This window comes from Planctobacterium sp. AWH2_060 (genome assembly GCF_056158425.1).
In genome coordinates, this window is record NZ_JBSWTG010000001.1 from 1,295,520 (window position 1) to 1,321,571 (window position 26,052).

A 26,052-nucleotide genomic window follows, 5' to 3' on the forward strand; every position below is an offset into this window, starting at 1 on the left:
TTCCAATCATTCTGATTGACCAAACATCCATGCCAAAGCTCCGGGCAAGCGTCTAGACCAATCCAATTCACAATGCCTGCCCAGCTTATCTTGCACCATTTGCAACTGGGACGATTCAAAACCCGCTGATAAAAATGCGTCGTGTAAAGATTCCAGTAACATAAATGAGCCATACTCCACCTCACCTACATCGAAGTAGAGTTTCATATCAGCTTTTGCGACAGCCTTTTTAGCGGCTTTAATTAAATTACTTTGTACTGGCATCAAAAACATTTGCCCATCAGTGGTGGCAAAGGAAAAGGAAGGTGAAAATGCGGCAACTTTGCCAAAGGTCTGGCTGTGTTCTATGGCCCCATATAATGCCATTAATCCGCCTAGTGAACTCCCTACCAGCGCGGTGTGCTCTGAGGCAGTTAATGTTCTGTAGTTTTTGTCTATGTAGGGCTTTAAGGAGTTTTTAATAAAACTAAAGGTGTATTCACCTTCGCCTTCAACCTTTTCCCCCATATAATTTACCGCATCCCAAGGGTTGTACTCCTTCCATCGTTCAGGGCCATTTGCAATCCCCACCACAATGATGCCCATTTTGGCGGCAGTAACGGTTTCATCCACCTGCCACTCATAGCTATAGGAAGAACTTTCTGAGAACAAATTCTGCCCATCCAGCATGTAAACCACTGGATAGCGCTTGTTGGGAGAGTCTTGGTAAGATTCCGGTAAATAAACGAATATATCACCGTTGCGGTTTAGCTGTGGCATCGGAAAATTGGACAGTGTGATCAAGTTCCCCACAATAGTGTCCGGAGCCGAAATTGCGTTGCTTTTTGCCCAACCATAAAACTTTGGTTTGAACGTGCTTTCCTGATGGGGTGCCAGGATAAAGCCACAGGTATTGGGTTTTCCATATTCGGTGGCCAATGGGTTTTGAAAATCGCCGTTTTTGTAGTAATTGAAAAAAATAGCTTCCTGACTTTTAGGCACTGAGTAATGAAACTGCTTTTCCGCTTCTTGCCATTGCATTTGTGACGCTTCGTTCAACTGCCAATCATTAAACGTCCCGGCCGCATTGATTTGGTAGTTTGGTAACTTTTGATCTGATGGTTTGAAAATCAGACTCAAAGTTTCTCGTTGCTCTTCGCTGCTCAACTGTAGCGGTAAAGCACACAAAAGAAACGCCTTTAACATCCGTCGCCAGTTTGATTTCACAAGATTTCCTCTCAAAGCTATTTTAAATCAACACCTTGGCAGTCTAGCCTTGAGGGAAAAATTAATCTTATGAATTCGTTTGCATCATAAAATTGGTTCTATTTCAGGATGACTTCTTATAGTAGTCACTGACATAACCGTCTGAAACCTCAATATGGCAGCAGGCTAATAGTTGCTTCTTTAGCATTGCTCTACCTCGTGCCGCTCGACTTTTAATAGCGGATAGTGACACCTGTTGCGTTTTTGCAACATCCACTAAACTCCTGCGTTCAATTTCAGTTGCTCTCAGCGTTTCGCGATAAATTTCTGGAAGGTTATCGATAAAACTTTCTATACAGGTAGCAAATTCTTTATGCAGGGACAACTGCTCAGAATCATCGATTTCAGAGAAGTTTTCATTTACCTCCTCGTAAACAATGCCATTGGAACGATAGAAATCAATCACCGTTGTACGCGCAGAAGTAAACAACCAGCCAGTCAAATTATCAATTACCCGCCCGGACTGCTGAGCCGATAACGCTTTAACAAATACATCTTGAAGTAAATCATCCGTTAGTGATTCGTCAGGTAGGCGACGCTTTATAAAAGCGCGAAGACGTTCCTGTAAATCAGAGAAAGCCAGCGCGATATCGCCTGGCTTCTCATCATCAATTCTGATTTCAGTTTGTTTAAGGCTATACGTCATAATTTGTAAACCAGCCGCCTCAGCCACAACAGGGTTCAGGTTGTTTAAAGGTATCTGTGCCATAAGATAGCGCATCAGACATTGTATGGAAGTGCTCCCAGGCAATGCCTTGTGGATCGATAGTCCAGTGCTTGTCGCTTTTAGCGTAACAGCAGGCAGCCGCTTTTTGTTCCAGGGTCTGTCCACCAGACGCAGAATTGGCTAATACACCTAATGCTTTTAACTCTTCATCGGAACTCGCCTGAATGCCAAAGTGATCTAAGCCGGGTTTATTGCCTCTTGCAGAAATTGCAAAATTAATTGCCGGATCGTCCAGCATCCACTTGGCGTAATCCACAGTTTGTTTGGCCGGCTCTTGCCCGAACAAGCGATTGTAAAACTCAACAGAACCAGTCAATTCATTCACCGCAACATGCACATGAAAACGTTTCATCTTTATAACTCCTATTCAATAAGTACTTATAAAGACGGGAGATGCGAGAAATGGTCGCAAAGTTTTTACAGCAATTGGTAAAAATCAATACTTTTCCCCAGAGGTACACTACCAAATTAAGACAAGATCACGAATGCTTTTTGAGCGGCGTTTGTACAGAGTATAATCGAAGCCAAAACCCGAGTAATTTGGTTTTGGCTTAAATCATTGATATTAAGACACTCAACCTGCCCTCAGGCTCTAATTTTGAGTTTGCTGGTAACTAGACTTTTTTTCGAAGCCGCAATCTAATGCAACCACTATCCTTTGATTGAAATTATTGTCGGAGCGCCGACTGCGCCTTAAGGTGACCGGGCTGCGCCCCCCTTAAGAATCCCCCGCAGCCCCTGACGCGCAAAAGCATAAACTTCGCCATCAGCACAACGACGACCATCAATGACAGCACATCCCTGTGCTGGGCATTGAGCATTGTTGTTTTAACTGATGCCGCAGTTTATTGCGCGTAAAGGGAATTAGGTTTAGTACTCCGAATAAATACTGGTGCAATCGAACCTACCAACGTATCAGTTTGGGTTTATTTCTAAATGATAAATTTTAGTTTCTGGGCGCTATGGTCAATAAACAAGTATTCATACTCTATTCTTAAGTAACAGATCACTGAAAATGGGGTGCCCAGCTCTATTTGTCGTCCTGATATTTTTCCAATTTGTTGTATAGAGTTTTAACACTGACGCCTAATTGATCTGCGGTTTCGGTCTTATTACCATCATTTTCTTCCAGTGTTTTCAGGATCGCTTGTTTTTCCAATTCTTCCAGCGGCACACCGGTGGGTACAGAATCCGTTTCAGCAGGCTCAGTCGTTTGCATTTGCTGCAGTACAATATGCTCAGGTTCAATGATGTCATTGGCCAAAATAAATGCCCTTTCAATCGTGTGCTTGAGCTCCCTGACATTGCCAGGCCATTGATGTCGTTGAATTTTATCCAAAGCATCTACTGAGATTTGCTTATCGGTGTTTTCGTGGCTATTTCGATAAGCTAAAAAGTGCCGGGCAAGGCCCACAATATCAGAGTCACGATTTTTAAGTGGCGGCACCTGCACCGGAAATTGCGCCAGCCGGTAATACAAATCTTCACGAAAGACTTCATCATCAATGGCTTTGACGGGATCGCGATTCGTAGCGGCAATCACCCGCACATCCGCATGTTTTAGCGAAGTGGAACCTACGGGGCGGTATTCACCAGATTCTAACACCCTTAGCAGTTTTACCTGGTGCTCCAGTGGCATTTCGGTGACTTCATCTAAAAACAGTGTGCCCTTCTCGGCTTGCTCAAAAACGCCTTTGTGATCTTTAACGGCACCGGTAAAAGCCCCTTTGACATGACCAAACAACTCGCTATCCACGAGCTCGGGACTAATAGCACCGCAATTCACCGCCACAAAGGGTCCGTCACTGCAATCACTAAACAAGTGAACGGTGTTTGCCACCAGCTCCTTGCCTGAACCGCTTTCTCCCACAATGAAAACATTAATATCGGTTTTAGCCACCTTGCGTAAAGTCCGATATAGTTTGCGCATTACTTTCGAAGAGCCTGCTAGTAGGCCAAACTGATCAATATCACTGGTGCGGGTTTGAGAAATATTGCTGACCTGTTCTTCAAAGTCCTCGGCAATATCCGCCAGACATTCTGTCACGGCATCCAGCTCTATCGGCTCTCGAAAATGATACCCTGCCCCCAATGCCATAAGCTCATCAATGACAGGATTGGGTAAGCCATGGCTTAGGAATATGAACTCCGTGTTTTCAAATAAACGTTCTTTAAGACAAATCTTTAATTCACTGTCCTTTACATGCTGTGATTCGATATCCAATATCACTAGCTGATATTCGTCCAGTTTTAGTTGTTCAATCCAGTCCGAGTGAGACTCTACCTTCACCTGAATGAAGGATTTAAACTCTGGCGACTGAACTAATTGCTCAGCGAACGCAGAATCGCCCACGTTATACATCAATCTGGGTCTTACAAACGCGTCTGATTTCATCTTTTCACCGATTCCTGTCCAAGTTAGCTGCCCAATCTAGCTCGTTTCAACTTTGGGCATAACCTTTGCTTTCTAATCCTATGGAGTGCCGGGTACATTGCTAATTTCTTCACCCTTTGTCGCATAATACGCTGTTTTCAGCAAAAAAGCTGACCATAAACTCATTAATAGTGCCAACTCTGTAAAATTTACACAGTTACCCGTAAATTTTTCCTGTGAACCAGTTCAAATTTTTTAAAATTTGTAAAAATTCGGGAAAATCAGCCCGTCAAAACTGGCGCGAACTTTGAAAGTCTTATTGCAAGCACTCTGACTAAATTGAGAAATAACGAGAGGAACAGAGTCGATGACTGAAAATTTAGAGAATAATACCGAATTTATATTCGTTAAGCGGTTACAAGAATCCTGTGTCCCCATCCGCAGCTTCTATTTGAAAGCGGCAAACCGGGCTTCAGCTCATGCTCTAAAGCAGCAAATGCAATCTCTGGCCAAAGTACTATCGCGAGCTTGCGATTCCATTGCGCCTTTTGAGAAAAACCGTTTGGCAATAAATAGTCAACAATTTCAACAGTTAAACAGCATAGAGCATTGGTACCAGACGAGTGCCAGACGCTTACAAAACATGCCCACGACCCACTGGGTCATGGAGTCCAACAAGTACCATCGACAATTCATCGCATTACTCAGGGCGCTGATAGCACCTCAACAGGACAAATTATTGCGTTATGTTTTATCTGACATGACAGCCCAGTTGCAACTGGTACATGACCAGCTAATCGAAAAACTCAATCGACAGCAGCACCTGATGCTGGATGAATGCTAATACTTCCAATTCGAATGATTCTGTCACCAATCTTTTGATATTTAACAAAACTGAAACATTAAATAGTGTTATAGCATTTTTATTCATTAGTCTGATTAGCAATACAAATGCGAAAACCACCCTACAAATCAGTAATAACTTATACAAAACATAAAAACAGCCCTCAATAGAACTCCAGGCATATATTTTGTATACTAACTATTAGAATTATATCTTTTAAATTTACAGACAACCGGAGAGAAAGGTCATGGACCCCTATCTTTTATTCGCGCTGGCTTGTTATGCCGCTGTCATGTTAGGCATCGGCATATATGGCTTTAAAAATTCAACCGATGACGTCAAGGGTTATATTTTGGGTGGCCGAAATGTTGGCCCCAAAGTGACAGCCCTGTCTGCGGGTGCGTCAGACATGAGTGGTTGGATGCTAATGGGTCTGCCCGGTGCGATGTTCCTGTTGGGCTTTGAAACCATCTGGATAGCCATTGGTTTATTATCTGGTGCACTACTCAATTACATGTTGGTGGCACCTCGCCTGCGCGTATATACAGAAGTCGCTGATGATGCGGTTACCCTACCCGACTTTTTCGCTAAACGCTTTGGTGAGAAAAAAGGCGCGCTGCGCCTAACGACAGCTCTGATAGCCATCATCTTCTTTACCTTGTACACCTCTGCAGGATTGGTTGCGGGCGGTAAGTTATTCGAAAGCGTATTCGGTCTGCCTCATTATGCCGGTGTTATTACCACTATAAGCATTGTGGTGCTTTATACCTTACTGGGTGGTTTTCTCGCTGTCAGCATGACTGACTTTGTACAGGGCAGCATTATGTTTGTAGCTCTGATAGCAGTGCCTATAGTCGCCGCCATGCAGTTTAACGATTGGGGCACCATGGCTGACACCACGACGCAGTGGATTGCGGCAGAAAATGGCTTAATTGAAGATGTGGGTAAACTCGCATTGCTATCCAGTCTCGCCTGGGGATTGGGTTATTTTGGTCAGCCTCATATTCTCGTGCGTTTTATGGCGATCCGCAATGTTGTGGATTTAGGCCAGGCAACAAGATTCGGTATCACCTGGATGTTTGTTTCTTTAGTGGGCGCAGTCGCCACCGGCTTTGTGGGTATTGCTTACGTCCAAAAATTTGGCCTGCAATTAGCGGACCCCGAGACTATCTTCATCCTCTTTTCTGAAGTGCTGTTTCACCCGCTAATCAGTGGTTTTTTATTGTCCGCTATATTGGCGGCCATTATGAGTACGATTTCATCGCAGTTGCTGGTGTCTTCAAGCTCGGTAACTGAGGATGTTTACAAAATATTTTTGAATCAATCGCCTGATGAAAAGCAGGGTGTTTTATTCAGCCGTATGGCGGTATTTGCCGTGGCAGTAGTAGCCACTTTACTGGCCCTTAACCCTGACAACAGTGTCTTGGGCTTAGTGGGTAATGCCTGGGCTGGTTTCGGTGCAGCATTTGGCCCACTGGTAATACTGTCACTTTACTGGCCGAAAATGACCCGAGCGGGTGCTCTGGCCGGCATTATAACCGGTGCCACAACGGTACTAATGTGGATTTCCATTCCAGAAAGCTGGATTGGTATCAACCTGTCGGGTTGGTTATACGAAATAGTACCGGGTTTCATCGCATCTACTATAGCCATTATTGCGGTTAGTAAGATGACTACGGCACCCAAAACAGAACTAATTAATGATTTTCACACAACGATTTCGCTGCTAGAAGCGCGAAATCACTAAGGAGTAAAAATGAGAATTTCCAACAAAAACAGAATTGTAATTAAAGTCGGTAGCTCCCTCATTGCTCCTGAAGGCAATGGCTGTAGTTCGCGTTACTTGTTATCTATAGCCAACTTCATTGTACGCTGTCACCTAATGGATACGAAAGTTGTACTGGTGTCTTCAGGCTCTGTTGCGGCAGGCCGTTCCCTGTTTTCCGACACGCCAGACAAATGCGGTAGTGTAACCCTGAAAAAGGCCATGGCCGCTGCCGGGCAAACTGAAATGATGGACGCCTGGAACAAGCTATTTGATTTCCCCACGGCTCAGTTGTTGCTGACCCAATATGACTTTCAGCAACACGAACGTTTTCTGAGTATCCGGGAAACCATCGAAAACCTGCTGAACAACGACATATTACCTATCGTCAATGAAAATGACGCGGTAACCACTGACGTTTCTAAGGTGGGTGACAACGATAACTTATCAGCCATGGTGGCTTCAGCCGTTGCAGCTGATGCCCTGATTATTTGTTCTGATGTAACTGGTTTGTACGATGCCGATCCGCGTAATAATCCGGAAGCCACGCTGATTAAAGACGTGAATAACATCAGTCCAGAGCTGATGGCAATGGCCGGTGGTGCAGGTTCAGGCGTGGGTACTGGTGGTATGCGCACCAAACTGGAAGCAGCGCGCAAAGCGACACAGCGCGGTATCCCAACAGTAATCATGAATGGTTACGATGAGAATGGCTTTAACGAATTATTGCAAGGTAGTAACCCAGGCACCCTGTTCCACCCAGCAACATCGCCATTGGATAAGAAGCAGCACTGGCTCACCTACGGCGCCAAAGCACGTGGAGAACTGGTGATATCCGAAAATGCGGCAGCGGAAGCCGATGGTGGCAAGTTCCACCTGGATTACAAAGACATTGTGGATGTTAACGGTGAGTTTACCGCTGGTGACACCATCATAGTGAAAAATGAACAAGGCGAACATATCGCCAAAGCAAAAGCCGAACGCGGTAGTTGCTTATTGCAGTTTCTGGTGAATAACGAAAATAACCAGGAATTGAAAGGTGCTAAATATAACGAGTTCAGACAGGTTCTGAACAAAAAGGAAATGACTTTACTGGAGGAGTAATATGAATATCAGAAAAGAATTGCAAGAAACCGCCAAAGCGGCGAGACATTTAGTGGCATTGACCACCGAAGAGAAAAACAAAGTTCTATTGATGATGGCGTTTGCTATTGAGCAGAACGAAGAAAAAATTCTGGAAGAAAACAAGCGCGATCTGGCGTCCGCGAAAGAGCAAGGCTTATCTGATGCCATGATGGACCGCCTGGCTTTGGACAAAGAACGCCTGGCTGGCATTGTAAAAAGTATCGAAGATGTGGCTAAACTGGATGATCCGGTGGGCCAGCTAAGACCCATGAACAATCATGAGAATGGTCTAAAAATTAACAAAGTGCGGGTTCCACTGGGTGTTATCGGTATGATTTACGAAGCGCGCCCAAACGTAGCGGCAGAAGCCTCTGCACTGTGTTTTAAGTCAGGTAATGCCATCGTATTGCGCTGTGGTAAAGAGGCAATTAAAACCAGTTTTGCGATTGTGTCTGCGATGCAAAGTATGCTGGTTTCCAATGGTTTACCGGCAGATGCCATCAAGCTTATTACCGACCCCGACCGCAAGTTAATGTTGGATCTGATCCAGCAAGACGATTTGTTAGACGTTATCATCCCACGTGGCGGTGAAGGTCTGATCCGTTTTGTCACGGAAAACAGCCGTGTTCCGGTTATTCAGCATTACAAAGGGGTGTGTCACCTGTTTGTAGATGAATCTGCGGAAATAGAAAAAGCAGTTTCCCTGTTTTTAAACGGTAAAACCCAGCGTCCTGGTGTGTGTAACGCACTAGAAGGTTTGCTGATCCACAAGGATATTGCGCAAGAAGTTCTGCCGCAGATACAGCTACACTGCGGAGTCAATGACATCAAAGTGCATGCCTGTGAGCGCAGTTTCCCCTACTTTGAACACCTTGATGGCGTAGAAAAAATCGCTGCAGATGACTTTGGTGAGGAATATCTGGCAAAAGAAATCGCTATCCGTATTGTAGATGACATCCATGATGCCATCGACCATATTGATAAGTTCGGTAGTAAGCATACCGAGGTGATCTGCACTGAAAATCAGAAAAACGCCGATCTGTTCCAGAAAATTGTGGACGCATCTGTGGTAATGGTTAATGCCAGTTCGCGCTTCTCAGACGGCGGTCAATTAGGACTGGGGGCAGAGATAGGTATCGCCACCACTAAACTACATGCTTACGGTCCAATGGGACTTGAGGCCCTGACCACCGAAAAATACCTGGTTAACGGCAACGGCCAAATCAGAGCCTAGAGCAAATTTAATCTGCTCCGGAATGCATATTTACATTAATGCATTCCGCTTCTCAAAATAGTACCTGCAGCTTGAACGCTGCGGGCCGTTACTGCAAATGATAGCCCCTTAATCGACTACGGACCTATATGACCCTTGACGAACTTCAGCAGCTTATAAGTTCCGATTTCCTTTTTAAAAGCATTACCTCTCTGATTCTGATCATCACAATGGTGATCGTCAGAAAGCTAGCCCTGAATAAACTTCACAAAAAAGGCCAGAAAAAAGGTAAAGACTATCGGCACTCAATTAACATAGTTAAACAGTTGAGTCATGGCGTCATGTTCGCGTCGCTGATTCTTGTGTGGTCCAGTGAGGTGCAAAACCTGGCGATTTCGGTTGCGGCTTTTATGGTGGCCATCGTACTGGCTATCAGAGAGTTCCTGCAGTGTTTACTGGGCTTTTTGTACTACATATTTACTCGCCCGTTTCGCATTGGAGACTGGATCCAAATCCAGGACGCCAGTACCGGTGAAGTTTATTCCATTGACTGGATTAAAGTGACCTTGCTGGAAGTGGACCCTGACGCTCTGGTTTACACAGGTAAAACGGTTTATGTACCGAACAATCAACTGATATCCAGAACACTGCGCAACTTAAACTTTATGCGCCGCTATAACATGCATAGTTTCACCCTCACTTTTGAGCCAAGACAGCATGTGCTAAATCAGTTGGCGGAAATAAAACGCTTCGCCAGAGAACTGTGTTTGCCCTTCAGAGATGTTGCTTTGCGCTACAAGGATCTGATCGAACGGCATCTGGAAAATGAGTTTATTGAGATAGACCCTGCAGTAAATATTGAAACCAATGAATTTGGCTACATAGAGCTGACAATATCCCTGTTTTGCCCCACGGACAGAGCGCCGGGTTTGCAACAGCAAATTACCGAACACGTGCTCTACTATACTCTGCCACAGGAAAATGAGGCCCATCAGTGGGATGCAAACCGACGAGATATCAGGCCGGAAATGCTGCGCTAAAAAAATTTAAAAAAAGCTATTGAATTAGTTGTGAGCAACACTATCTAAGTATGGAGACAGGCATTTTGGCGCAATCATGCGCTTAAGTCACAAGCAAGAGCGTGTTGACCTTTGCTGTACGAAATTTGTTCTAAATATAAGCGTTTTAATCGCGGAACAGTCCTACAGGCCTAGTGGTTCTAAGTCAAAGGACTGTGACAAAGAGTAAAGCGCTTATATGACGAACCCTTCGGGCAGCGCCTGTGTGCAATTAATACTGCGTTGAATACTTTTGATTTAGAACCACTAGACCTTCGAGTATTCGCCTTGTCTAAATTGCACACAGACTGCTGCAAAATTGTACCGCAAAGGTCAACACGCTCTAAATTAACGAGGAAATTCAATGGATATTATGGCATTAACGAATGATTCCAAACAACTAAGTCAGGTTAGTAGTTACCAGGCATTTGTTAATTATGCTCGCTCTATTCCTATGTTAAACGAAGAGCAGGAAACCGAGCTGTTAAAGCGCTTTAAATTGGAAGACGATTTAGACGCCGCGAAACAGCTGATTATATCCCACCTGAGATTTGTGGTGCATATCGCTAACAGTTACCGTGGCTATGGTTTGCCGATGGAAGATATTGTCCAGGAAGGCAATGTTGGCTTGATGAAATCGGTTAAACGCTTTGATATGTCTTATGGCGTGCGTCTAGCTTCGTTTGCCGTGTACTGGATTAAATCTGAAATTCATGACTATGTACTGAAAAACTGGCGCATGGTGAAAGTTGCCACAACAAAGGCAACCAAAAAACTATTCTTTGGCTTGCGCAAATTCAAATCTAAATTAGCCTGGCTAACTGAAGATGAAGTGAGCAATGTCGCTAAAGAATTGGGAGTAAACGAATCTGAGGTGCGGATGGTAGAGACCAACCTGCAACTCAGCGATGTTTATTTCGAAAATACTACTGGCGAACAAAACCAGGAGGAATACGATCCGTCCACGGTAACCAGTGCGTTATTAGCTGACAGCAGTCAGGCACCGGAAAAAGTGCACGTTGATAATCTGCAACAAAAACAGCAAACCACCCAGTTGTCTCTGGCATTAAAACAGCTGGATGAGCGCAGCCGGGATATCATTGAATCTCGTTGGTTACATCACGAAGATGCACAGTTAAAACTGGAAGATTTGGCACAAAGGTACAATATCAGTGCTGAGCGGGTTCGACAGATTGAGTCCACCGCTATGGCCAAAATCAAGCGATTTATGGCCTCAGCCAGCCTCGCAGCCTAATCCCAGGCAGATTTCCCAAAAGCCGCCGCTTTTTCATCGGCGGCTTTTTTGTATGTAATCGAACTGGTATTTAATCATTTCTTCGCCTTAATTTTCATTTAAGATTAGCCAATCACAATTGCATATCAAAAAGCGCGAGCGAACAAAAATATATGAGAATTCTGGTGGTAGAAGACGACAGCATCATAGGTGATGGACTGGTGGCAGGCCTGCAACTGGATGAATATGCTGTTGACTGGTCAGAAACCAAAGCTGCCGCTGAATCCGCGTTAAGTACCACCTCCTACGATTTAATCATTCTGGATCTGGGTTTACCCGACGGCTCAGGCCTGGACATATTGCGCGGCCTGAGAGCCAAGAAAAACCCCATTCCCGTGCTTATCCTGACTGCTTACGATGAACTCTCCGATAAAATTAAAGGCTTAGATACCGGCGCAGATGACTACCTGGTGAAACCCTTTGACCTCGATGAATTGCGCGCCAGGGTGCGGGCATTACAACGACGCGCTATGGGACGAAGCACACCGATTATTGAAGTAGCGGATATCACCATGGACCCGTCACGTTTAAAAGTGACCAAAGACGGCGAGAATATCAAATTAGGCCCGAAGGAATTCGCTATTCTGCGGGTGCTGATGGAAAATCACGGACGCATTCTCTCTAAATCTCAAATTGAAGATAAACTCTATGGCTGGAACATGGAAATTGAAAGCAACACCATAGAAGTGCACATGCATGGTTTACGAAAAAAGCTGGGTAAATCCTTGATCACTACAATTCGCAATGTAGGCTATGTTATCGAATGAAACTGAGCAAGCACACCTACTTTTGGCCACTGATTTGTGGGTTGATAATTGTTAGTAGCTTATTTATAAGCCTGATATTCGTCGAATCCATGGTCGAGAACGCTTTGCCAGTAGTACTCATCTCATCACTGCTTATTTTGCTGGTCTCGCTGCACTTAATTAATCGGTATGTTCAATATCAGCGATTGTTGCGGGACATTGCCACACTAACAACCCAATTTAGTGGTATAAATCAAGGCCACAACAATACCCTAAATATTAAATCCGGTGACAGCTCGCTAACAGAACTCGTATCACAGCTACAGGCACACCTAGCTTTGGAAACAGAACGTCTGGTACAGGAGCAAAACTTTAGTGCCGATGCTTCCCATGAATTGCGCACCCCATTGGCGGGAATGCGCCTGCAAGCTCAGGTGGCTCAACGCACTTCTGATGCTCAACAACGAGATAAGGCGCTCAATAATATTATGCTTGCAATTGATCGCAGTACCCGCCTTATAGAGCAGCTTTTAGTGTTTTCACGTTTAACCAGGCGACGCAATATCGCAGAAAACTCCTCAGAAGATCTCCTGGCGCTTTTTCACAAGCAACTGCTTAAGCATGCGCAATGGGTTAAAAGTAAATCTCTGACAGTGGTAACCAATCTGGAATCAGTGCATTTACCCAAGCTCACTATGCATCGTGATCAATTTACCGCGATGCTGGATAATCTCATTATCAACAGTCTAAGCCATTGCCCTGAAGCGGGTCAGGTGCGCTTTATGGTTGAGACTCAAAATCAAAAATTGCTGCTAACATTTGAAGATAGCGGCAATGGCATTGATAGCAAAGAACTAGCAAAAGTCTTGATCCCCTTCCAGAAATCCAGTGAAAGAAAACAAAAAAGTACTGGGCTGGGATTGGCCATAGCTGATCGGGTGGCAACACTACACGGTGGGCAATTATCACTAGGTGACTCGCCATTAGGGGGACTCAAGGTCACTGTTGAGTTGCAACTGACACATGAATAGATTTCGCGTAATGTCCCGACGTTCATCAAACATTATGATTTAACTTAGTCATGACAAAAGTCAATCGCTGGATACAGCACTTTTCCTTTGCCCGAGACAGTAAAACCCTGTTGGAGCTGGGCAATAATGCATTAACAGAACTTAGCAATGCCACTTATGTGGTCATTCATATTTGTGGATCCGAGTTGAATTCGACATCGCAACTGCCACGGGTGCAAAACAACAAGCTCATTGATGTTGCTATGCACAGGGATGAGCTGCTGCCGCTCCCCGGATACGCAGAACAAGCTTCCCTTCCCTACGTTGCGATCAGCAGTTCATGTTCAAACTCTCTGACAGCTATGTTTTATCTGTTTTATGAAAAGGCGCCGTCATCCAGCAACAGCCTGACACAACAACAAAGCGATGCCATTGCCATTATCAGTGAGACATTTTTATTGGCCTGGCAAAGCATTACCATTCAGGAGCAGCTGAGTCGGCAACTGGCGGAAAAATCAGCGGAATTACTGGAAATACAACAACAATCCGAACAGGCACTAAGAATTAAAAATCGCTTTCTGTCTGCCACCAGTCATGACCTGAGACAGCCTTTGCAGCAAATCCACAATTTAACAGCAATGCTTAAAAAGCAGATTAGTCAACCGGAAAGCCTGAAGCTACTGTCTCGTTTGACTCATGTTATTGAGGATATGGATGACGTTATGAAAACCTTGTTAAACCTGGACCGGTTAACACAAGGCATAATCCAACCTGAGATGACAAACTTTTTGATTACTGACCTGTTTGACGTCCTTAAAAGCGACTTTCAACAAATAGCCAGTGATAACCACTTAAGCTTAGAATTTGATGTGCAGAAAACGCAGGTTTATTCTGATAAAAAGTTGTTATTGCAAATATTAAGAAACCTGCTGTCCAATGCCATCAAGTATACCCAGCAAGGGACCATAGGTATTCGTTTGCAGCGCCTGGATAAACACCTGCAGTTAAGTGTTTTTGATACCGGTCCGGGGATTTTAGCCGAACAGCAAAAAATGATATTCGATCCCTTTTATCAGCTGGATTCCGACAGCGACACCAATGGCTTTGGATTGGGTCTCTCCATTGTAAAAGCGTTATGTGAAACCCTGAGAATTCCAGTGAGCATCCATTCAGAGCCAGGCCGGGGAACCGAATTCAGATTGACTTTAGTAAGGAGTCAATCCGATTTTGAGCCAACCGGTCAAACCACAGAACGGCTCATTCAGACTCAGCCAACCGCAACATACAAGATTCTCTACCTGGAAGATGATCCTGTTTTACTGGAAAGCATGGAGCTACTGTTGCAAATGGCCGACTTTAATACACTTTCAGCCTCGAATTTAGAACAGGCTTTAATGCGCATGAAAGCGCAGGATTTTCAGCCAGATCTCATTTTAACCGACAAAAAATTATCGCAAAACCAGGACGGCATTCAGGCAGTAAAACAAATCCGTCGACACTTTGATGCAAACATCCCGGCTATTCTGCTCACCGGATACACAGAGAGTCGCATAACCAATGAGGCACTGCAGGATGTGCAACGGGGCTTAACTAAACCCATCGATATCGATTTGCTGACCTGTGAAATTAAACAATTGCTTTCGTAAATTTAATCTTCCTTAAGTTTCATTTAATATTGACACCTTAAGGTTTGCAGCAAATAAACCTCAACATATTAACCATGCAAACCTTTAGTGTTATTGAAAACAGTCAGGCAGAAAAATCTGCCATTGCGAATCAGCCAATTAAGTTGGCAAAAGCTGACTTTTATTCACTATTACAGGAACTTCGCCCCGCGATTTTACGTTACTGTCACCGCTACCTTCGCAATATCGATGATGCTGAAGAAGCCTGTCAGGAAACCCTGTTAAAAGCGATTCAGGGATTCACGAAATTCGAAGGCAGAGCCAGTGTAAAAAGCTGGTTGTATAGCATTGCCTCTAATGTTTGTGCTACCCACTATCAACAACGTGGGCGCATGGACTATCAGGAGGATTTAGAAGCGTCACAAGAAGAAGCGCAAGTCACGCCGTTATTCAGTGAATCCGAAGACTGCTTATTCAACCAGTTGATTAACAAGCTTTCCGTGCAGGAGCGCAACGTGCTTAGCTTTCGCTTTATTGAAGATTTGCAGTTGCCGGAAATCGCAAACTGCCTGGACCTGAATATTAGTACTGTTAAGATGTGTTATTATAGAGCTTTGGACAAGTTCCAGCTGGCCCAGGCGAGCTAAAACAGCTTCATTATGGACATCACAAACTATGATGAAATATTTCGAAAATCTGGCACGCGCTTTTTTGGGTATGCCCTATGGCGATTTAAGTGAATCAGAACAGCACGTTATTAAAAGTATTGCCAATAACGAACCCATAGTTACCAATTTAAACCAGACTTTTAATGATCAACTGACCTTTGGCCAACGAACCGCGGATAAAGTCGCTGAGTTTGGTGGCTCTTGGCCTTTCATCATAATATTCTTGATTATAATGATTGTCTGGATAGGCTATAACTCTCTCGCATTAGCGGGGCAAATTATCTTTGATCCCTATCCATTTATTTTGCTCAATCTGGTACTGTCAACGCTGGCGGCATTGCAGGCACCTATTATTATGATGTCGCAAAACCGTCAGGCAGATAAAGACCGAATGGCTGCCGCATTAAATTATCAGGTAAGCCTGAAAACAGATCTGGAAATTATGATTTCTAGATGAACTAACCGTGAAACTGGACAACCTGCAGAGCACATCAAAAAATGGATAATTTATTAAACCGCTTTTTAGACTGGAGCACCCTTTATTTTTCCAATTTAATTTGGTCATTGGTGGTGTTAGTTACCTATCTGGTTGTAACTCGTTTGGCGCTACCACGAATTAAATTTTTTGTAGATAAAAGTAAATTTAAAGCAGAGGCCACCAAAAAAGCCTTCCATACGGTTAAATTGTTAGTGGGTATAGTTACTGTAGCGGCGCTATTAGTGGTTTGGGGCGTTGACTTCGGTGGCTTGCTGATACTCTCCACCTCGATTTTAACCTTAACTGGTGTGGCTATGTTCGCCAGTTGGTCTTTGCTCAGCAATATCACAGCCTACTTTGTTTTGCTGTTTCACAATGCCTTCAGGCGCGGCAACTTTGTCAGGATTATGGATGCGGACAATTACATAGAGGGCTACATTGCAGATGTAAATCTGTTCAATACCAAAATCGTCACCGATGATCGTGAGGTCATTATCTATCCCAATAACCTTATTTTGACCCGTCCTTGCATTATCAATCCCCGCAGTCGCTGGAAAGTAATAGGCAAGGTAACGGATAAGAATGAAAAAACCACCCCCGAACCCTGCCCTGAAGAACCGGTTCAAAAAGAAGAGCGCACAGCCTAAGCCCTATTGCAGGGCTTCAATACGTTTTTTCAGTGGTGGATGGCTGGCCAACAAAGAGTGTAGTTTTCCAGCACTGATGGCAAAAGCTACCATTTCGTCCGGCATACTGGTTTGATGTTGGTATTGACGTAATCTTTGCAGCGCAGCAATCATCTTGCGCTTACCTACCAGTTGCGCTGCTCCCGCGTCTGCCCGATATTCACGATAACGAGAAAACCACATCACCAGCATTGAGGCTAAAAAGCCAATGATCAGCTCCGCAATAATCGACACTATCCAGAAAGCCGGACCGTGACCACGCTCGACCTTGAATACTAATCTGTCTACCGTGTGGCCAATAACTCTGGAGATAAAAATGACAAAGGTATTCACCACACCTTGTAACAGCGTCATGGTTACCATATCACCATTTGCTATGTGGCTCACTTCATGAGCCAACACAGCATCCACTTCATCACTGTCCAGATGCTGCAACAAACCTGTGCTTACTGCCACCAAAGCATTATTGCGATTCCAGCCCGTGGCAAACGCATTAGGTGAGGCACTATCAAAAATGCCCACATCCGGCGTTTTTATACCGCATTGCTCAGCATGTTCGGTTACTCTCATCAATAACCAACGCTCGGTTTGATTTGAAGGCTCAGAAAAGATATCTACCCGCATAGTTTTGATGGCCATCCACTTGGAAAGCAACAAGGATATGGTTGCACCGCCAAAGCCGATAACTCCGGCATAAACCAGCAATGCCTGAAGGTTCAAATCAATACCGTTTTGAGCCAGCAGTCCTTCAAAGCCCAATAATTGGAAAGTGACACTGATCACCGCTATAACGGCCATGTTCACAGCCAAAAACAAAATGATTCTCAGCATATTAGTATCCTCTACATATAATCTACTTGGGTATTCGCCTTTACGCCTTCTGGATCAGAGTTGGAAGGTGCGTGTTCTGATGCATGGGTACCTTTTAATAATCTCCCCAAAATATCTGCACCTGTGATGATTCTTGGCTTTTCAGTCCAAACCAGCACAACATCGATTTCAATATTGCCATCGTGATCGGGATCAGTAAGTAAACCCAAGAGTCATTCCTCAATACAAATTCAGATTATTGTTGCTTTGTACATTAAAAAGATAGCAATAGCTCTGTGGAATAGCACGAAAATCAGGTTACATTTTCGCTGTAAAAACAATGTTCAAGGGTTAAATATCAGGCCAGATTTAAGCAACCGCCTCCATCAGTTCGCTCTGTAATAAGACGCGCTCCAGACTGCATAGACTAAAAGGTTTCACCAGGAAGCCGTTTATCCCAAGACGGGACGCCGCTTTAACATTTTCAGCCGTGGTGTTGCCGGAAAACACAATAACCTTGGCCAACGGATATTGAGTTCTAATTTCGGATATAAAATCCAGTCCATTGCCATCGCTTAATTCAATGTCCACAAAATAAACATCGCAAACACTATCACCATGCAGCTCAGAAGCTTGTTTTATGGAGTGACTTTTGACAATTCTCCCAAATCCCTGCTTTCTCAACATTTGCGCCAGCAATTCGCTAATAGCCTCGCCCTCATCAACAATATGTGCGGTAAGCGCCGTTACATCATTAAGCATGGAGTTTACTGTTTCCTTTCATTACAAAACATATACTGATTTTTACCGGTATTTTTGGCTCGATAAAGTGCTCTGTCGGCACGTTTAAACATAGATTCAGGCACTTCTCCTTTAACCGGATAATCGGTAATGATCCCGCAACTAACAGTTACTATGTCCGATACACTGGAATAAGGGTGAGGAATAGCAAGCTCCTGCAACTCCTGCATTATTTTCTCAATAATTTTAATTGCCCCTTGCTCATCTGTATCCGGTAACAATGCCACAAACTCTTCTCCGCCAAGCCTCGCCGGTAAATCTGCGGTACGTTTGCAGCAACATCTCAATACTTCACCAAAGCGCACCAGAACATCATCACCTTTGCCGTGCCCGAGACCATCGTTGTAACGTTTAAATTCATCGATATCTATAATGATTAACGACATCACTTTCCGAGAGCGCATTGCACGCTGCCATTCCTTAGTAAAGGCATCATTGTAGTGGCGACGATTAGCTATTTTGGTCAGCGGATCAGTTAATGCCAGTGTTTCCAGCGCCTGGGTTTTGCGCAATAAACTAATATGATTTCGCACTCTGGCTTTTAATACCATGGCATTAATGGGCTTAATGATGTAATCAACTGCCCCCATGTCAAAGCCACGCGTAAAATCCACGTCTTCGTCACGGCCAGTGACAAAAATTACTGGGATCCTACTGGTAGCCTCTATGTTTCTGAGTGCATTACACATGTCATAACCAGACATATCCGGCAAATTGATATCCAATAACAACATGTCAGGTGGTTCATCAGAAGAAGCAATTACTAAAGCGTCTGCAGCATTGGATGCGCAAACTACGAAATATTGCTCTTCAAGTATATCCCCCAGGTAATCCAATACAGCGGGATCGTCATCAACCAACAGTAGCCTGGCGCCTTTTAGACTCATATACAGATATCACCCGAAACTCTAAAGTCTGTTCGAAAGTTATCACAATGTACCAGCGCGTCTATAAGACAATGGTATTAAGAGGCCTCCATAAATTGCCTTTCAATTACCAGAAGCGACCTATATTTTCAGCTTAAGCTCTTCCAACCTGGTGCACGCTTTTGCAAATTGGTAGCGCTCAATATCTTCTCGCAGTGCCTGGATATCTTCAGCTAAAAACTGCGCTGCTAATACGTTCAAATAACTTTCCAGTTCAGCAGATTTAATGCGCTGACTTCGACCATAATTGTCTAACATGATATCCAACACTTCCGCTGCAGTTCTGGATGTTACTTGCTTCGAAGTTGGTTCAGAAGATTGCAGTTTTTCAGTATTTGCCAACACTTGCTTGAGTTCTTGTAAGTCTTCAGACACCTCATGGATTAAATCATCCAGCTCAAGTTCTCGCTGGCCTTGTAACATTTGTTCTTCTGTCTGATAAGCCAGTTCCGAAGACCTGACAGCCCCAACCATTTTCATACCGCTTGCCAGGGTATGTACCAGCCTTTTTAATTCGTCAAATTCCCCGTTTTCATAAAACGTTTTAAGCTTTTCAGGTGCTTCACTTTGAATACGGCAGGTTGAGCGAATCAGATCTACAAGCAACTTGGGATCATCGCCGACTCGTTGCAATGCTTCATCCATAGATAAGCGCTGAGACTTTAAAAGGACATCCCCATGGTTATTTTCGGCTGATGTATTTTCGCTCTGCAGATCAACACGACCTGTGGGCTTTAAAAACTGAGATAAAACCAATTCTAACCGGCTTAGTTCTATTGGTTTTGGAATATGTGCATTTATCCCAGCCTTTTCGACCTTTTTTAGATCGGCTTTCATTACCGCTGCGGACATGGCTACAACAGGAACCTTAGCGCCATTGGGCAGTTTTCTGATTTTTCGGGTGGCGGAATACCCATCTAAACGGGGCATTTGCAAATCCATTAATATCAAATCAAAAGTTGAATTTTGTGTGAAGATATCTACCGCTTCCTGACCATCATTGGCGATAAAGGGCACAATATTAAATTTTTCTAAAAACTCTTTCGCCACTAATTGATTGGTTTCATTATCTTCCACTAAAAGCACTCTGGCATCCGCAAATTGCAACCTCTGCGCCGACAAATCGGCATCAAATTCACGTGGAGGGGCTAACGTAGAGGAGTCAGACAAAGAAACGATTGTGTTGTACAAACGCGAAGCGATAAAGGGTTTTTCAACCACTGCATCTAATGAAACACTTTCTAATGTACTTTCATTGATATCTCTTGCAAACCCAGTAATCAACAAGATAACAGCGCCTTTAAGTGCCTCTCTGTAATCCAGGTCTGCCTGAATAGATTTAATAAAACTAATGCCATCCATACCCGGCATTTTCCAATCTACCAATATCAAGTTATACGGCTTACCTTCAGAGACAGACTGATTCAGAAGTTCAATTGCCTCCTGGGCCGAGGCCGCTTCATCGTTTTCGAATTGCCAGCTGTCCAGAACTCTGGATAGTGCATACCGATTTTCGCTGTTATCGTCCACTATCAGGGTTTTGTAATGTGCGGAAAATACCGGCATATTCACCTTTTTAACTACCTCAAGAGTCAGCTCAAAACTAAAGCTGCTGCCCACCCCTGCCTCACTTTGCACTGACAAGGAACTGCCCATTAATTGCAGTATTCCATTACAGATAGATAGTCCCAATCCTGTGCCGCCAAACTTTCGATTAATTGAGCTGTCAGCTTGAGTGAAAGACTTAAATAACTCCCGCACCGCGTTTTCTTCGATGCCTATACCGGTATCTTTCACTTCAAACTTGATCTTTGCCTTTTCTGGCGCCCCTGAAAGCTCAGTAATATCAATACTGAGTTTGACATGCCCCCGCTCTGTAAACTTAACGGCATTGCCCACCAGGTTACTCAAAATTTGCGACAGCCGCATACTATCTCCCATAAACACTGGATCATGGGTGTAAGGAAAATCAACGATGAGTTCGACGTCTTTTTGCTCTGCGGTAACCGAAAACAACCCCGTGACATCTTCGATGATTTGGGTCAGGTGGAATGGCTCATGGATCACTTCCAATTTGCCAGCTTCCATTTTTGAATAATCTAAAATGTCATTCAGTATGTTTAACAAGGAATAGGTGGAACTTTTGATTTTTTTCACATATTCCAGGTCTTTGACAGGTAGCGCTCGTTCCGCCAGCAGTTGTGAAAGCCCCATAATGGCGTTCATGGGAGTGCGGATTTCATGACTCATATTTGCCAGGAATTCACTTTTAGCATCGTTTGCTCTTTCGGCTTCTTCTTTCAATGCTAACAATCTCTCCTGATATCGCTTCATTTCACTGATATCCAACACACTGCCAATGATTTGGGTTACCCGACCATCTTGATTGCGCTCAAACACGGTATTCTTTGACAACACATTGATTTGCTTGCCGTCTTTATCGATCAGACAAAATTCAAACTCATCAGAGATGTCTCTGTCTGCCTCGCATATTTTATTTAAGTGCACCTCAATACGCTCCCGGTCCTCAGCGGAACACAAGTCCAGCAGGTGTTTTTCTTTGTTACCACTCAATGATTCAGACTCATACCCGGTCAACTTGCAAAAACTGCCGTTAACAAATTCAAAAGATGAATCAGCGACATTGATTATGTATTTTCCGGTCAAAGAAGCATCGATAACTCTGGCCATAAACTCCTGTTTTTCTTGCAGAATTTTTTCCGCTTCTTTACGCAAAGAGATATCTTGCACAGAAACATAAATCGCTTTTTCATCGCTGTTTTTGTTCAGGGTAAAAGACACTTCAACGGGTACGGGTTGTTTTGTAGAGTCAGTGAGTTTCGTGTTGGCTTCAATAACCACTCGCCGCTGTTCACCATCAAACAATTGATTTTTAATGGCATTAAAATCCATTTTGTATTCTAAGAATCGTTCCAGACGGCCGCCTTCAATCTGCGCAGTATCGGCACCTAAAATACGCGACACCGATTCATTTGCCAGTGAGACCACACCATCCTCTGTGAGCACCATGACACCAAAATTGGCCGCATTGGCTGACTCTTTTAAAATGTCGTCTTGTTGTTGCTGAAAGCGCAATTCCACATTTTTTAACTTTTCTTCATGGGCCTGTTGATAAGCTTCATGCATCTGGGATTGTGTAGGGATACGCAATGCCACTGGCAAACTTTTATACACAGTGACCGCTGTCAGGCAGGATACAATCGCGGTAACTAACTTTGACAAGCCGTGAATTCCGTAAGCGCCATTCCAAATGACGAAAATACTGATCAGGTGAGTTACGCCACAGAGGGCAATAAACAGGGAGAAAAGTACAAAAACACCACGAAATTCAAGGTCATTGCGCTTTAGTACAAAGTAATACAAGGCACCTGGAATAGAAAAATAAGCCAATGCAATTAACATGTCGGAGACCACATTCAGCCACAGTATTTCTGGTTTCCACAAATAACAATGGCCATGGGGCATAAAGTCGGTACGAAAAATATTTTCTAATGCACTATTCATATTGATGCCTTTAAAATCAAGTGGCTACCTCTGGCAAGCTGTGATTAACTCTTCTAGAATTAAGTGATTAAAGCATAAAAAACTTAGCAGATGCGATTACTTGAAGCCAGAGTTCTGATAATTGATGATGACCCAGCCACGGTTTCAGCCATTGCCAGAGTGTTAGAAGACAGGTATGAACTGCAGGTAGCTATGGCTCACCGAGAAGGGCTAATGATTGCTGCTTCTGACACGCCTTCCGATTTAATTTTGCTGGACATTAACATGCCAGAGATGGACGGCTTTGCCGTCTGTAAACAACTCAAAGATAACCCCCGTACCAGAGATATTCCAGTGCTGTTTGTATCAGGTAGTCAGTCAGCCGAAGAACAGATCAAAGCATTTGAAACTGGGGCAGTTGATTTCATCAGCAAACCTATACTAGGTAAAGTATTAGCAGCCAAGGTAAAAACCCATTTGGATTTGGTTAAAAAAACCCGGGCTTTGCAACAAATAGCGATTACCGACCCGCTAACCAATATTGCTAATCAAAGGCAGTTCAATCATGACCTGGAATCTACATGGAAAAAGTACATGCAGTTCAGGCATCGTCTGGGCCTTCTGTTAATTGATATTGATGATTTCAGCAATTACAACCAGACTAAAGGCTATGGTGTGGGAGATAACTGTCTGGTAATGCTGGGACAGATTTTTCAAAACTGTAGAAGCAGTAGCCGTGACCTGGTAGCCCGTCTGAGTGGTGAGGAGTTCGCAATGTTGATTAAAGATGCCGATGAAAACAGGTTGAAAGAAATATCTGGCAAAATTTCTCCCAACCTGAAACAAGCCAGACTGGCTCATCCGTCTTCTTCTGTATCAGATTACGTGACTGTATCCATCGGAGCCTCCTCACTGATCCCTGAAAAAGATACGCCACCAAAGCTCTTATTTGAACAAGCAGATCAGGCACTCAGAAAAGCACAAAAAGCAGGTAAAAATCAGCTAATATTTCACGATTCATGAGATTGAATTGATCTGACCGCTATTTTGCCAGTATACAGTAATGGCAAGTACTAAAAGGAGCAGTGATGATTAAAGCAATAAAGCCTCTTGCGCTAATTATACTCGCAGCAATCGTATTCCTGATTGCCTGGTTAACTCTGAAACAACCCGCAACACCACCGGCTCCGCAATTTAAAGAATATGCAGCCGGCCCGGAACGTAAAAAAGCCTTTTTCGATTATTTTCTGCCTATCATCAATGAAGAAAACCGAGAGATTCTTAAGACCCGGGAGCAATTGTTGAGTTACCGCGATGAACAAAGCTATTCCAGCAGTGATGTGAAAGATATTCAGGAACTGGCTGAAAAGTATTACCTCGAAGGTTTTGACATAGATAATGATGAACACTGGCAAACACTTCTCAGACGTGTTGACTATGTTCCGCCGTCATTGGCTCTGGCCCAGGCGGCAAATGAAAGTGCCTGGGGCACGTCGCGATTCGCCACAGAAGGCAACAATTATTTTGGACAGTGGTGTTTTGCCGAAGGCTGTGGGTTAGTGCCGAAAAACAGGATACCGGGCAGCAATCACGAAGTGGCAGCGTTTGATGATGCCAGGGAATCTGTTAGTCGCTACCTATTGAACCTCAACAGACATGACGCCTACTTTAAACTCAGAAAAATCCGTGAAGGCATAAGGGAAAACGAAGAGTTAATAAGAGGAAGAGCATTATTACCGGGACTGGAGCGCTATTCTGAACGCGGAACCCATTACATGGAAGAACTGGACGACATGATTCAGTTTAACAAACTCAATCGTTTCGATACTGAGTTTTTAGCACAGCTTACCGAGCCTGAAATAGAGTAATTGATTTAAATGGTGTGACTGCTATCTGAACAAAATTTTTTATAGCAAATCCTGATTACCCATTTTGAGCATCCTGCGCTACACTGTATATAATAACAGTGTTTGATGGTGCAAAAATGGCGAAGAACAAAGTGCAGTTTCAAAAGGGATATAGTGTTTTTGAAGTGATGGAAGACTACGGGACCGAAGAAAAGTGCAGAGAAGCCTTGTTCCGGTGGCGCTACCCATCAGGGTTTGTTTGTCGGGAATGCGGTCACAAGTCGCATTGTCAGTTGAAGTGCCGTAATGCGTTACAGTGTAATCGTTGCAAACATCAACAATCACTGACCAGCGGCACGGTATTCGATAAGACCCGATTGCCATTGATGAAGTGGTTTATGGCGATGCACCTGCTAACGCAGTCTAAAACAGGCATTTCGGCTATGGAGTTGATGCGTCAGCTAAAAGTAAATTATGACACTGCCTGGAAAATGAAACATAAACTGTTGCAGGCCATGAAAGAAAGTGAAGACGAGCACCAGATTGGCGGCATTATTCAACTGGATGATGTCTATTGGGGAGGTGAGCGTCGTGGGGGAAAGCGCGGACGCGGCGCATCGGGTAAAACCCCGTTTGTTGCTGCGGTTGCACTGAATGAAGAAGGTCACCCCACCAGAATGAAAATGACAGTTGTTGAAGGGTTCAGGAGTCATGCTATCCAGCAATGGGCGGATAAACATGTTCTGCCAGAAGCCATTGTGATTTCTGACGGATTACCCTGCTTCCGCGCTGTAGCAAGCGAAGACAGACATCACTTTTATGCGAAAACGGGCGGCGATCTGGAAAAGCTTGAACACCCAGCCTTTAATTGGGTCAACACCATGATCGGGAATGTTAAGAACTCGCTGAGAGGGAGCTGCCACGCGATAGCGTCAAAGCACCTTCCGCGTCATCTGGCTGAGTATTGTTTCAGATTTAACAACCGGTTTAATTTACGAAGACTGTTGCCCACGTTAGCAAAGGCAGCTATTAAAACACCACCCATGCCGTATAAGCTATTAAAGCTGGCTGAGCTAAGTGGGTAATCAGGTAGCAAATTAAGACTCAGCCTCACAGTCTGCTATTACAGTATATCTATCGCTGGAATTTACCAATTTGAAGATGGGTGCTGATTTTCAAATTTGGTTCGTTGATGTTGCTTCTTTAAGGGGAGATTCCCTTCCCTCCTTTTTGGCCCGGACGCGAGACAACATAAGCTTCAATCGCAGAACCCGTAGACCGTCAACCAAAAGGGTCTGATGCGCTG

The 26,052-nt window shown here is 44.0% G+C and carries 24 protein-coding genes; 15 read left to right on the plus strand and 9 right to left on the minus strand.

Annotation, left to right across the window (positions count from 1 at the left end):
- Positions 1-6: 6 nt before the first annotated feature.
- The 4 genes from ACXAD8_RS05665 to ACXAD8_RS05680 all read right to left on the minus strand — a co-directional run bounded on the left by ACXAD8_RS05665 (position 7) and on the right by ACXAD8_RS05680 (position 4,367).
- The gene (locus tag ACXAD8_RS05665; protein ID WP_475225962.1) at positions 7-1,206 is read right to left on the minus strand and encodes an alpha/beta hydrolase; all 1,200 of its coding nucleotides are present in this window, start codon (positions 1,204-1,206) and stop codon (positions 7-9) included.
- A 103-nt stretch (positions 1,207-1,309) separates the two neighbouring features.
- Positions 1,310-1,954 (minus strand): sigma-70 family RNA polymerase sigma factor, encoded by a 645-nt coding sequence (locus tag ACXAD8_RS05670; RefSeq protein WP_475225965.1) that lies wholly within the window; start codon positions 1,952-1,954, stop codon positions 1,310-1,312.
- The gene (locus ACXAD8_RS05675; RefSeq protein WP_475225969.1) at positions 1,911-2,324 is read right to left on the minus strand and encodes a VOC family protein; all 414 of its coding nucleotides are present in this window, start codon (positions 2,322-2,324) and stop codon (positions 1,911-1,913) included. Before ACXAD8_RS05675 ends, ACXAD8_RS05670 begins: the two co-directional genes overlap by 44 nt.
- 678 nt (positions 2,325-3,002) lie before the next feature.
- Positions 3,003-4,367: a sigma-54 interaction domain-containing protein gene (locus ACXAD8_RS05680; protein ID WP_475225971.1), complete on the minus strand. Its 1,365-nt coding sequence runs from the start codon at positions 4,365-4,367 to the stop codon at positions 3,003-3,005.
- A 346-nt stretch (positions 4,368-4,713) separates the two neighbouring features.
- On the opposite strand from ACXAD8_RS05680, the gene ACXAD8_RS05685 reads away from it, so the two are divergent.
- The 12 genes from ACXAD8_RS05685 (at position 4,714) to ACXAD8_RS05740 (ending at position 16,819) form a co-directional block, all read left to right on the plus strand.
- On the plus strand, positions 4,714-5,190 hold the full coding sequence (locus ACXAD8_RS05685; RefSeq protein WP_475225973.1) for a hypothetical protein: 477 nt from the start codon (positions 4,714-4,716) through the stop codon (positions 5,188-5,190).
- A gap of 247 nt (positions 5,191-5,437) precedes the next feature.
- The gene (gene putP, locus ACXAD8_RS05690) at positions 5,438-6,937 is read left to right on the plus strand and encodes a sodium/proline symporter PutP (RefSeq protein ID WP_475225976.1); all 1,500 of its coding nucleotides are present in this window, start codon (positions 5,438-5,440) and stop codon (positions 6,935-6,937) included.
- Positions 6,938-6,946: 9 nt separating this feature from the next.
- Positions 6,947-8,059, plus strand: coding sequence for a glutamate 5-kinase (proB, locus tag ACXAD8_RS05695; RefSeq protein ID WP_475225979.1), 1,113 nt, complete (start codon positions 6,947-6,949; stop codon positions 8,057-8,059).
- Between the two features lies 1 nt (position 8,060).
- Positions 8,061-9,314 carry a glutamate-5-semialdehyde dehydrogenase gene (locus tag ACXAD8_RS05700; RefSeq protein WP_475225982.1) on the plus strand — a complete coding sequence of 418 codons (1,254 nt, stop codon included), beginning with the start codon at positions 8,061-8,063 and terminating at the stop codon, positions 9,312-9,314.
- 128 nt (positions 9,315-9,442) lie between these two features.
- Positions 9,443-10,333, plus strand: coding sequence for a mechanosensitive ion channel family protein (locus ACXAD8_RS05705; RefSeq protein ID WP_475225985.1), 891 nt, complete (start codon positions 9,443-9,445; stop codon positions 10,331-10,333).
- A gap of 382 nt (positions 10,334-10,715) precedes the next feature.
- A complete protein-coding gene (gene rpoH, locus ACXAD8_RS05710; RefSeq protein ID WP_475225988.1) occupies positions 10,716-11,606 on the plus strand; it encodes an RNA polymerase sigma factor RpoH in 891 nt (296 codons plus the stop codon).
- Between the two features lie 152 nt (positions 11,607-11,758).
- Positions 11,759-12,412, plus strand: coding sequence for a response regulator (locus ACXAD8_RS05715; RefSeq protein ID WP_475225990.1), 654 nt, complete (start codon positions 11,759-11,761; stop codon positions 12,410-12,412).
- Positions 12,409-13,422 carry a sensor histidine kinase gene (locus ACXAD8_RS05720; RefSeq protein WP_475225992.1) on the plus strand — a complete coding sequence of 338 codons (1,014 nt, stop codon included), beginning with the start codon at positions 12,409-12,411 and terminating at the stop codon, positions 13,420-13,422. Before ACXAD8_RS05715 ends, ACXAD8_RS05720 begins: the two co-directional genes overlap by 4 nt.
- A 50-nt stretch (positions 13,423-13,472) precedes the next feature.
- Complete coding sequence (locus tag ACXAD8_RS05725; RefSeq protein ID WP_475225995.1) at positions 13,473-15,047, plus strand: hybrid sensor histidine kinase/response regulator; 1,575 nt, start codon at positions 13,473-13,475, stop codon at positions 15,045-15,047.
- A gap of 74 nt (positions 15,048-15,121) precedes the next feature.
- Entirely contained in the window at positions 15,122-15,673 is a 552-nt protein-coding gene (locus tag ACXAD8_RS05730; protein WP_475225998.1) for an RNA polymerase sigma factor, read from the plus strand.
- A gap of 28 nt (positions 15,674-15,701) precedes the next feature.
- The gene (locus ACXAD8_RS05735) at positions 15,702-16,151 is read left to right on the plus strand and encodes a DUF1003 domain-containing protein (protein WP_475226001.1); all 450 of its coding nucleotides are present in this window, start codon (positions 15,702-15,704) and stop codon (positions 16,149-16,151) included.
- Positions 16,152-16,192: 41 nt separating this feature from the next.
- Entirely contained in the window at positions 16,193-16,819 is a 627-nt protein-coding gene (locus ACXAD8_RS05740; protein WP_475226003.1) for a mechanosensitive ion channel family protein, read from the plus strand.
- 3 nt (positions 16,820-16,822) lie between these two features.
- On the opposite strand, the gene htpX is transcribed toward ACXAD8_RS05740, so the two are convergent.
- The 5 genes from htpX to ACXAD8_RS05765 form a co-directional block, all read right to left on the minus strand.
- A complete protein-coding gene (gene htpX, locus ACXAD8_RS05745; protein ID WP_475226005.1) occupies positions 16,823-17,689 on the minus strand; it encodes a protease HtpX in 867 nt (288 codons plus the stop codon).
- Between the two features lie 11 nt (positions 17,690-17,700).
- Positions 17,701-17,898: a hypothetical protein gene (locus ACXAD8_RS05750; RefSeq protein ID WP_475226009.1), complete on the minus strand. Its 198-nt coding sequence runs from the start codon at positions 17,896-17,898 to the stop codon at positions 17,701-17,703.
- Positions 17,899-18,037: 139 nt separating this feature from the next.
- On the minus strand, positions 18,038-18,430 hold the full coding sequence (locus tag ACXAD8_RS05755) for a response regulator (RefSeq protein ID WP_475226012.1): 393 nt from the start codon (positions 18,428-18,430) through the stop codon (positions 18,038-18,040).
- 5 nt (positions 18,431-18,435) lie between these two features.
- Positions 18,436-19,356, minus strand: a complete 921-nt coding sequence (locus ACXAD8_RS05760) for a diguanylate cyclase domain-containing protein (RefSeq protein ID WP_475226015.1) — start codon at positions 19,354-19,356, stop codon at positions 18,436-18,438.
- 120 nt (positions 19,357-19,476) lie between these two features.
- Positions 19,477-22,920, minus strand: a complete 3,444-nt coding sequence (locus ACXAD8_RS05765) for a response regulator (RefSeq protein WP_475226018.1) — start codon at positions 22,918-22,920, stop codon at positions 19,477-19,479.
- A gap of 90 nt (positions 22,921-23,010) precedes the next feature.
- On the opposite strand from ACXAD8_RS05765, the gene ACXAD8_RS05770 reads away from it, so the two are divergent.
- The 3 genes from ACXAD8_RS05770 (at position 23,011) to ACXAD8_RS05780 (ending at position 25,831) form a co-directional block, all read left to right on the plus strand.
- Positions 23,011-23,922 (plus strand): diguanylate cyclase domain-containing protein, encoded by a 912-nt coding sequence (locus ACXAD8_RS05770; RefSeq protein ID WP_475226020.1) that lies wholly within the window; start codon positions 23,011-23,013, stop codon positions 23,920-23,922.
- Positions 23,923-23,987: 65 nt separating this feature from the next.
- On the plus strand, positions 23,988-24,767 hold the full coding sequence (locus ACXAD8_RS05775; protein WP_475226023.1) for a glucosaminidase domain-containing protein: 780 nt from the start codon (positions 23,988-23,990) through the stop codon (positions 24,765-24,767).
- 116 nt (positions 24,768-24,883) lie between these two features.
- Positions 24,884-25,831, plus strand: coding sequence for an IS1595 family transposase (locus tag ACXAD8_RS05780; protein ID WP_475224840.1), 948 nt, complete (start codon positions 24,884-24,886; stop codon positions 25,829-25,831).
- Positions 25,832-26,052: the final 221 nt, after the last annotated feature.

Coding starts and splice junctions, on each gene's coding strand:
- ACXAD8_RS05780 (WP_475224840.1), top strand. CDS start 24,884: ATGGCGAAGAACAAAGTGCAGTTTCAAAAGGGATATAGTGTTTTTGAA.
- ACXAD8_RS05720 (WP_475225992.1), top strand. CDS start 12,409: ATGAAACTGAGCAAGCACACCTACTTTTGGCCACTGATTTGTGGGTTG.
- ACXAD8_RS05775 (WP_475226023.1), top strand. CDS start 23,988: ATGATTAAAGCAATAAAGCCTCTTGCGCTAATTATACTCGCAGCAATC.
- proB (WP_475225979.1), top strand. CDS start 6,947: ATGAGAATTTCCAACAAAAACAGAATTGTAATTAAAGTCGGTAGCTCC.
- ACXAD8_RS05730 (WP_475225998.1), top strand. CDS start 15,122: ATGCAAACCTTTAGTGTTATTGAAAACAGTCAGGCAGAAAAATCTGCC.
- ACXAD8_RS05680 (WP_475225971.1), bottom strand. CDS start 4,367: ATGAAATCAGACGCGTTTGTAAGACCCAGATTGATGTATAACGTGGGC.
- rpoH (WP_475225988.1), top strand. CDS start 10,716: ATGGATATTATGGCATTAACGAATGATTCCAAACAACTAAGTCAGGTT.
- ACXAD8_RS05715 (WP_475225990.1), top strand. CDS start 11,759: ATGAGAATTCTGGTGGTAGAAGACGACAGCATCATAGGTGATGGACTG.
- ACXAD8_RS05765 (WP_475226018.1), bottom strand. CDS start 22,920: ATGAATAGTGCATTAGAAAATATTTTTCGTACCGACTTTATGCCCCAT.
- ACXAD8_RS05675 (WP_475225969.1), bottom strand. CDS start 2,324: ATGAAACGTTTTCATGTGCATGTTGCGGTGAATGAATTGACTGGTTCT.
- ACXAD8_RS05770 (WP_475226020.1), top strand. CDS start 23,011: ATGCGATTACTTGAAGCCAGAGTTCTGATAATTGATGATGACCCAGCC.
- ACXAD8_RS05685 (WP_475225973.1), top strand. CDS start 4,714: ATGACTGAAAATTTAGAGAATAATACCGAATTTATATTCGTTAAGCGG.
- ACXAD8_RS05740 (WP_475226003.1), top strand. CDS start 16,193: ATGGATAATTTATTAAACCGCTTTTTAGACTGGAGCACCCTTTATTTT.
- ACXAD8_RS05760 (WP_475226015.1), bottom strand. CDS start 19,356: ATGAGTCTAAAAGGCGCCAGGCTACTGTTGGTTGATGACGATCCCGCT.
- ACXAD8_RS05705 (WP_475225985.1), top strand. CDS start 9,443: ATGACCCTTGACGAACTTCAGCAGCTTATAAGTTCCGATTTCCTTTTT.
- ACXAD8_RS05755 (WP_475226012.1), bottom strand. CDS start 18,430: ATGCTTAATGATGTAACGGCGCTTACCGCACATATTGTTGATGAGGGC.
- ACXAD8_RS05725 (WP_475225995.1), top strand. CDS start 13,473: ATGACAAAAGTCAATCGCTGGATACAGCACTTTTCCTTTGCCCGAGAC.
- ACXAD8_RS05700 (WP_475225982.1), top strand. CDS start 8,061: ATGAATATCAGAAAAGAATTGCAAGAAACCGCCAAAGCGGCGAGACAT.
- ACXAD8_RS05670 (WP_475225965.1), bottom strand. CDS start 1,954: ATGGCACAGATACCTTTAAACAACCTGAACCCTGTTGTGGCTGAGGCG.
- htpX (WP_475226005.1), bottom strand. CDS start 17,689: ATGCTGAGAATCATTTTGTTTTTGGCTGTGAACATGGCCGTTATAGCG.
- ACXAD8_RS05735 (WP_475226001.1), top strand. CDS start 15,702: ATGATGAAATATTTCGAAAATCTGGCACGCGCTTTTTTGGGTATGCCC.
- putP (WP_475225976.1), top strand. CDS start 5,438: ATGGACCCCTATCTTTTATTCGCGCTGGCTTGTTATGCCGCTGTCATG.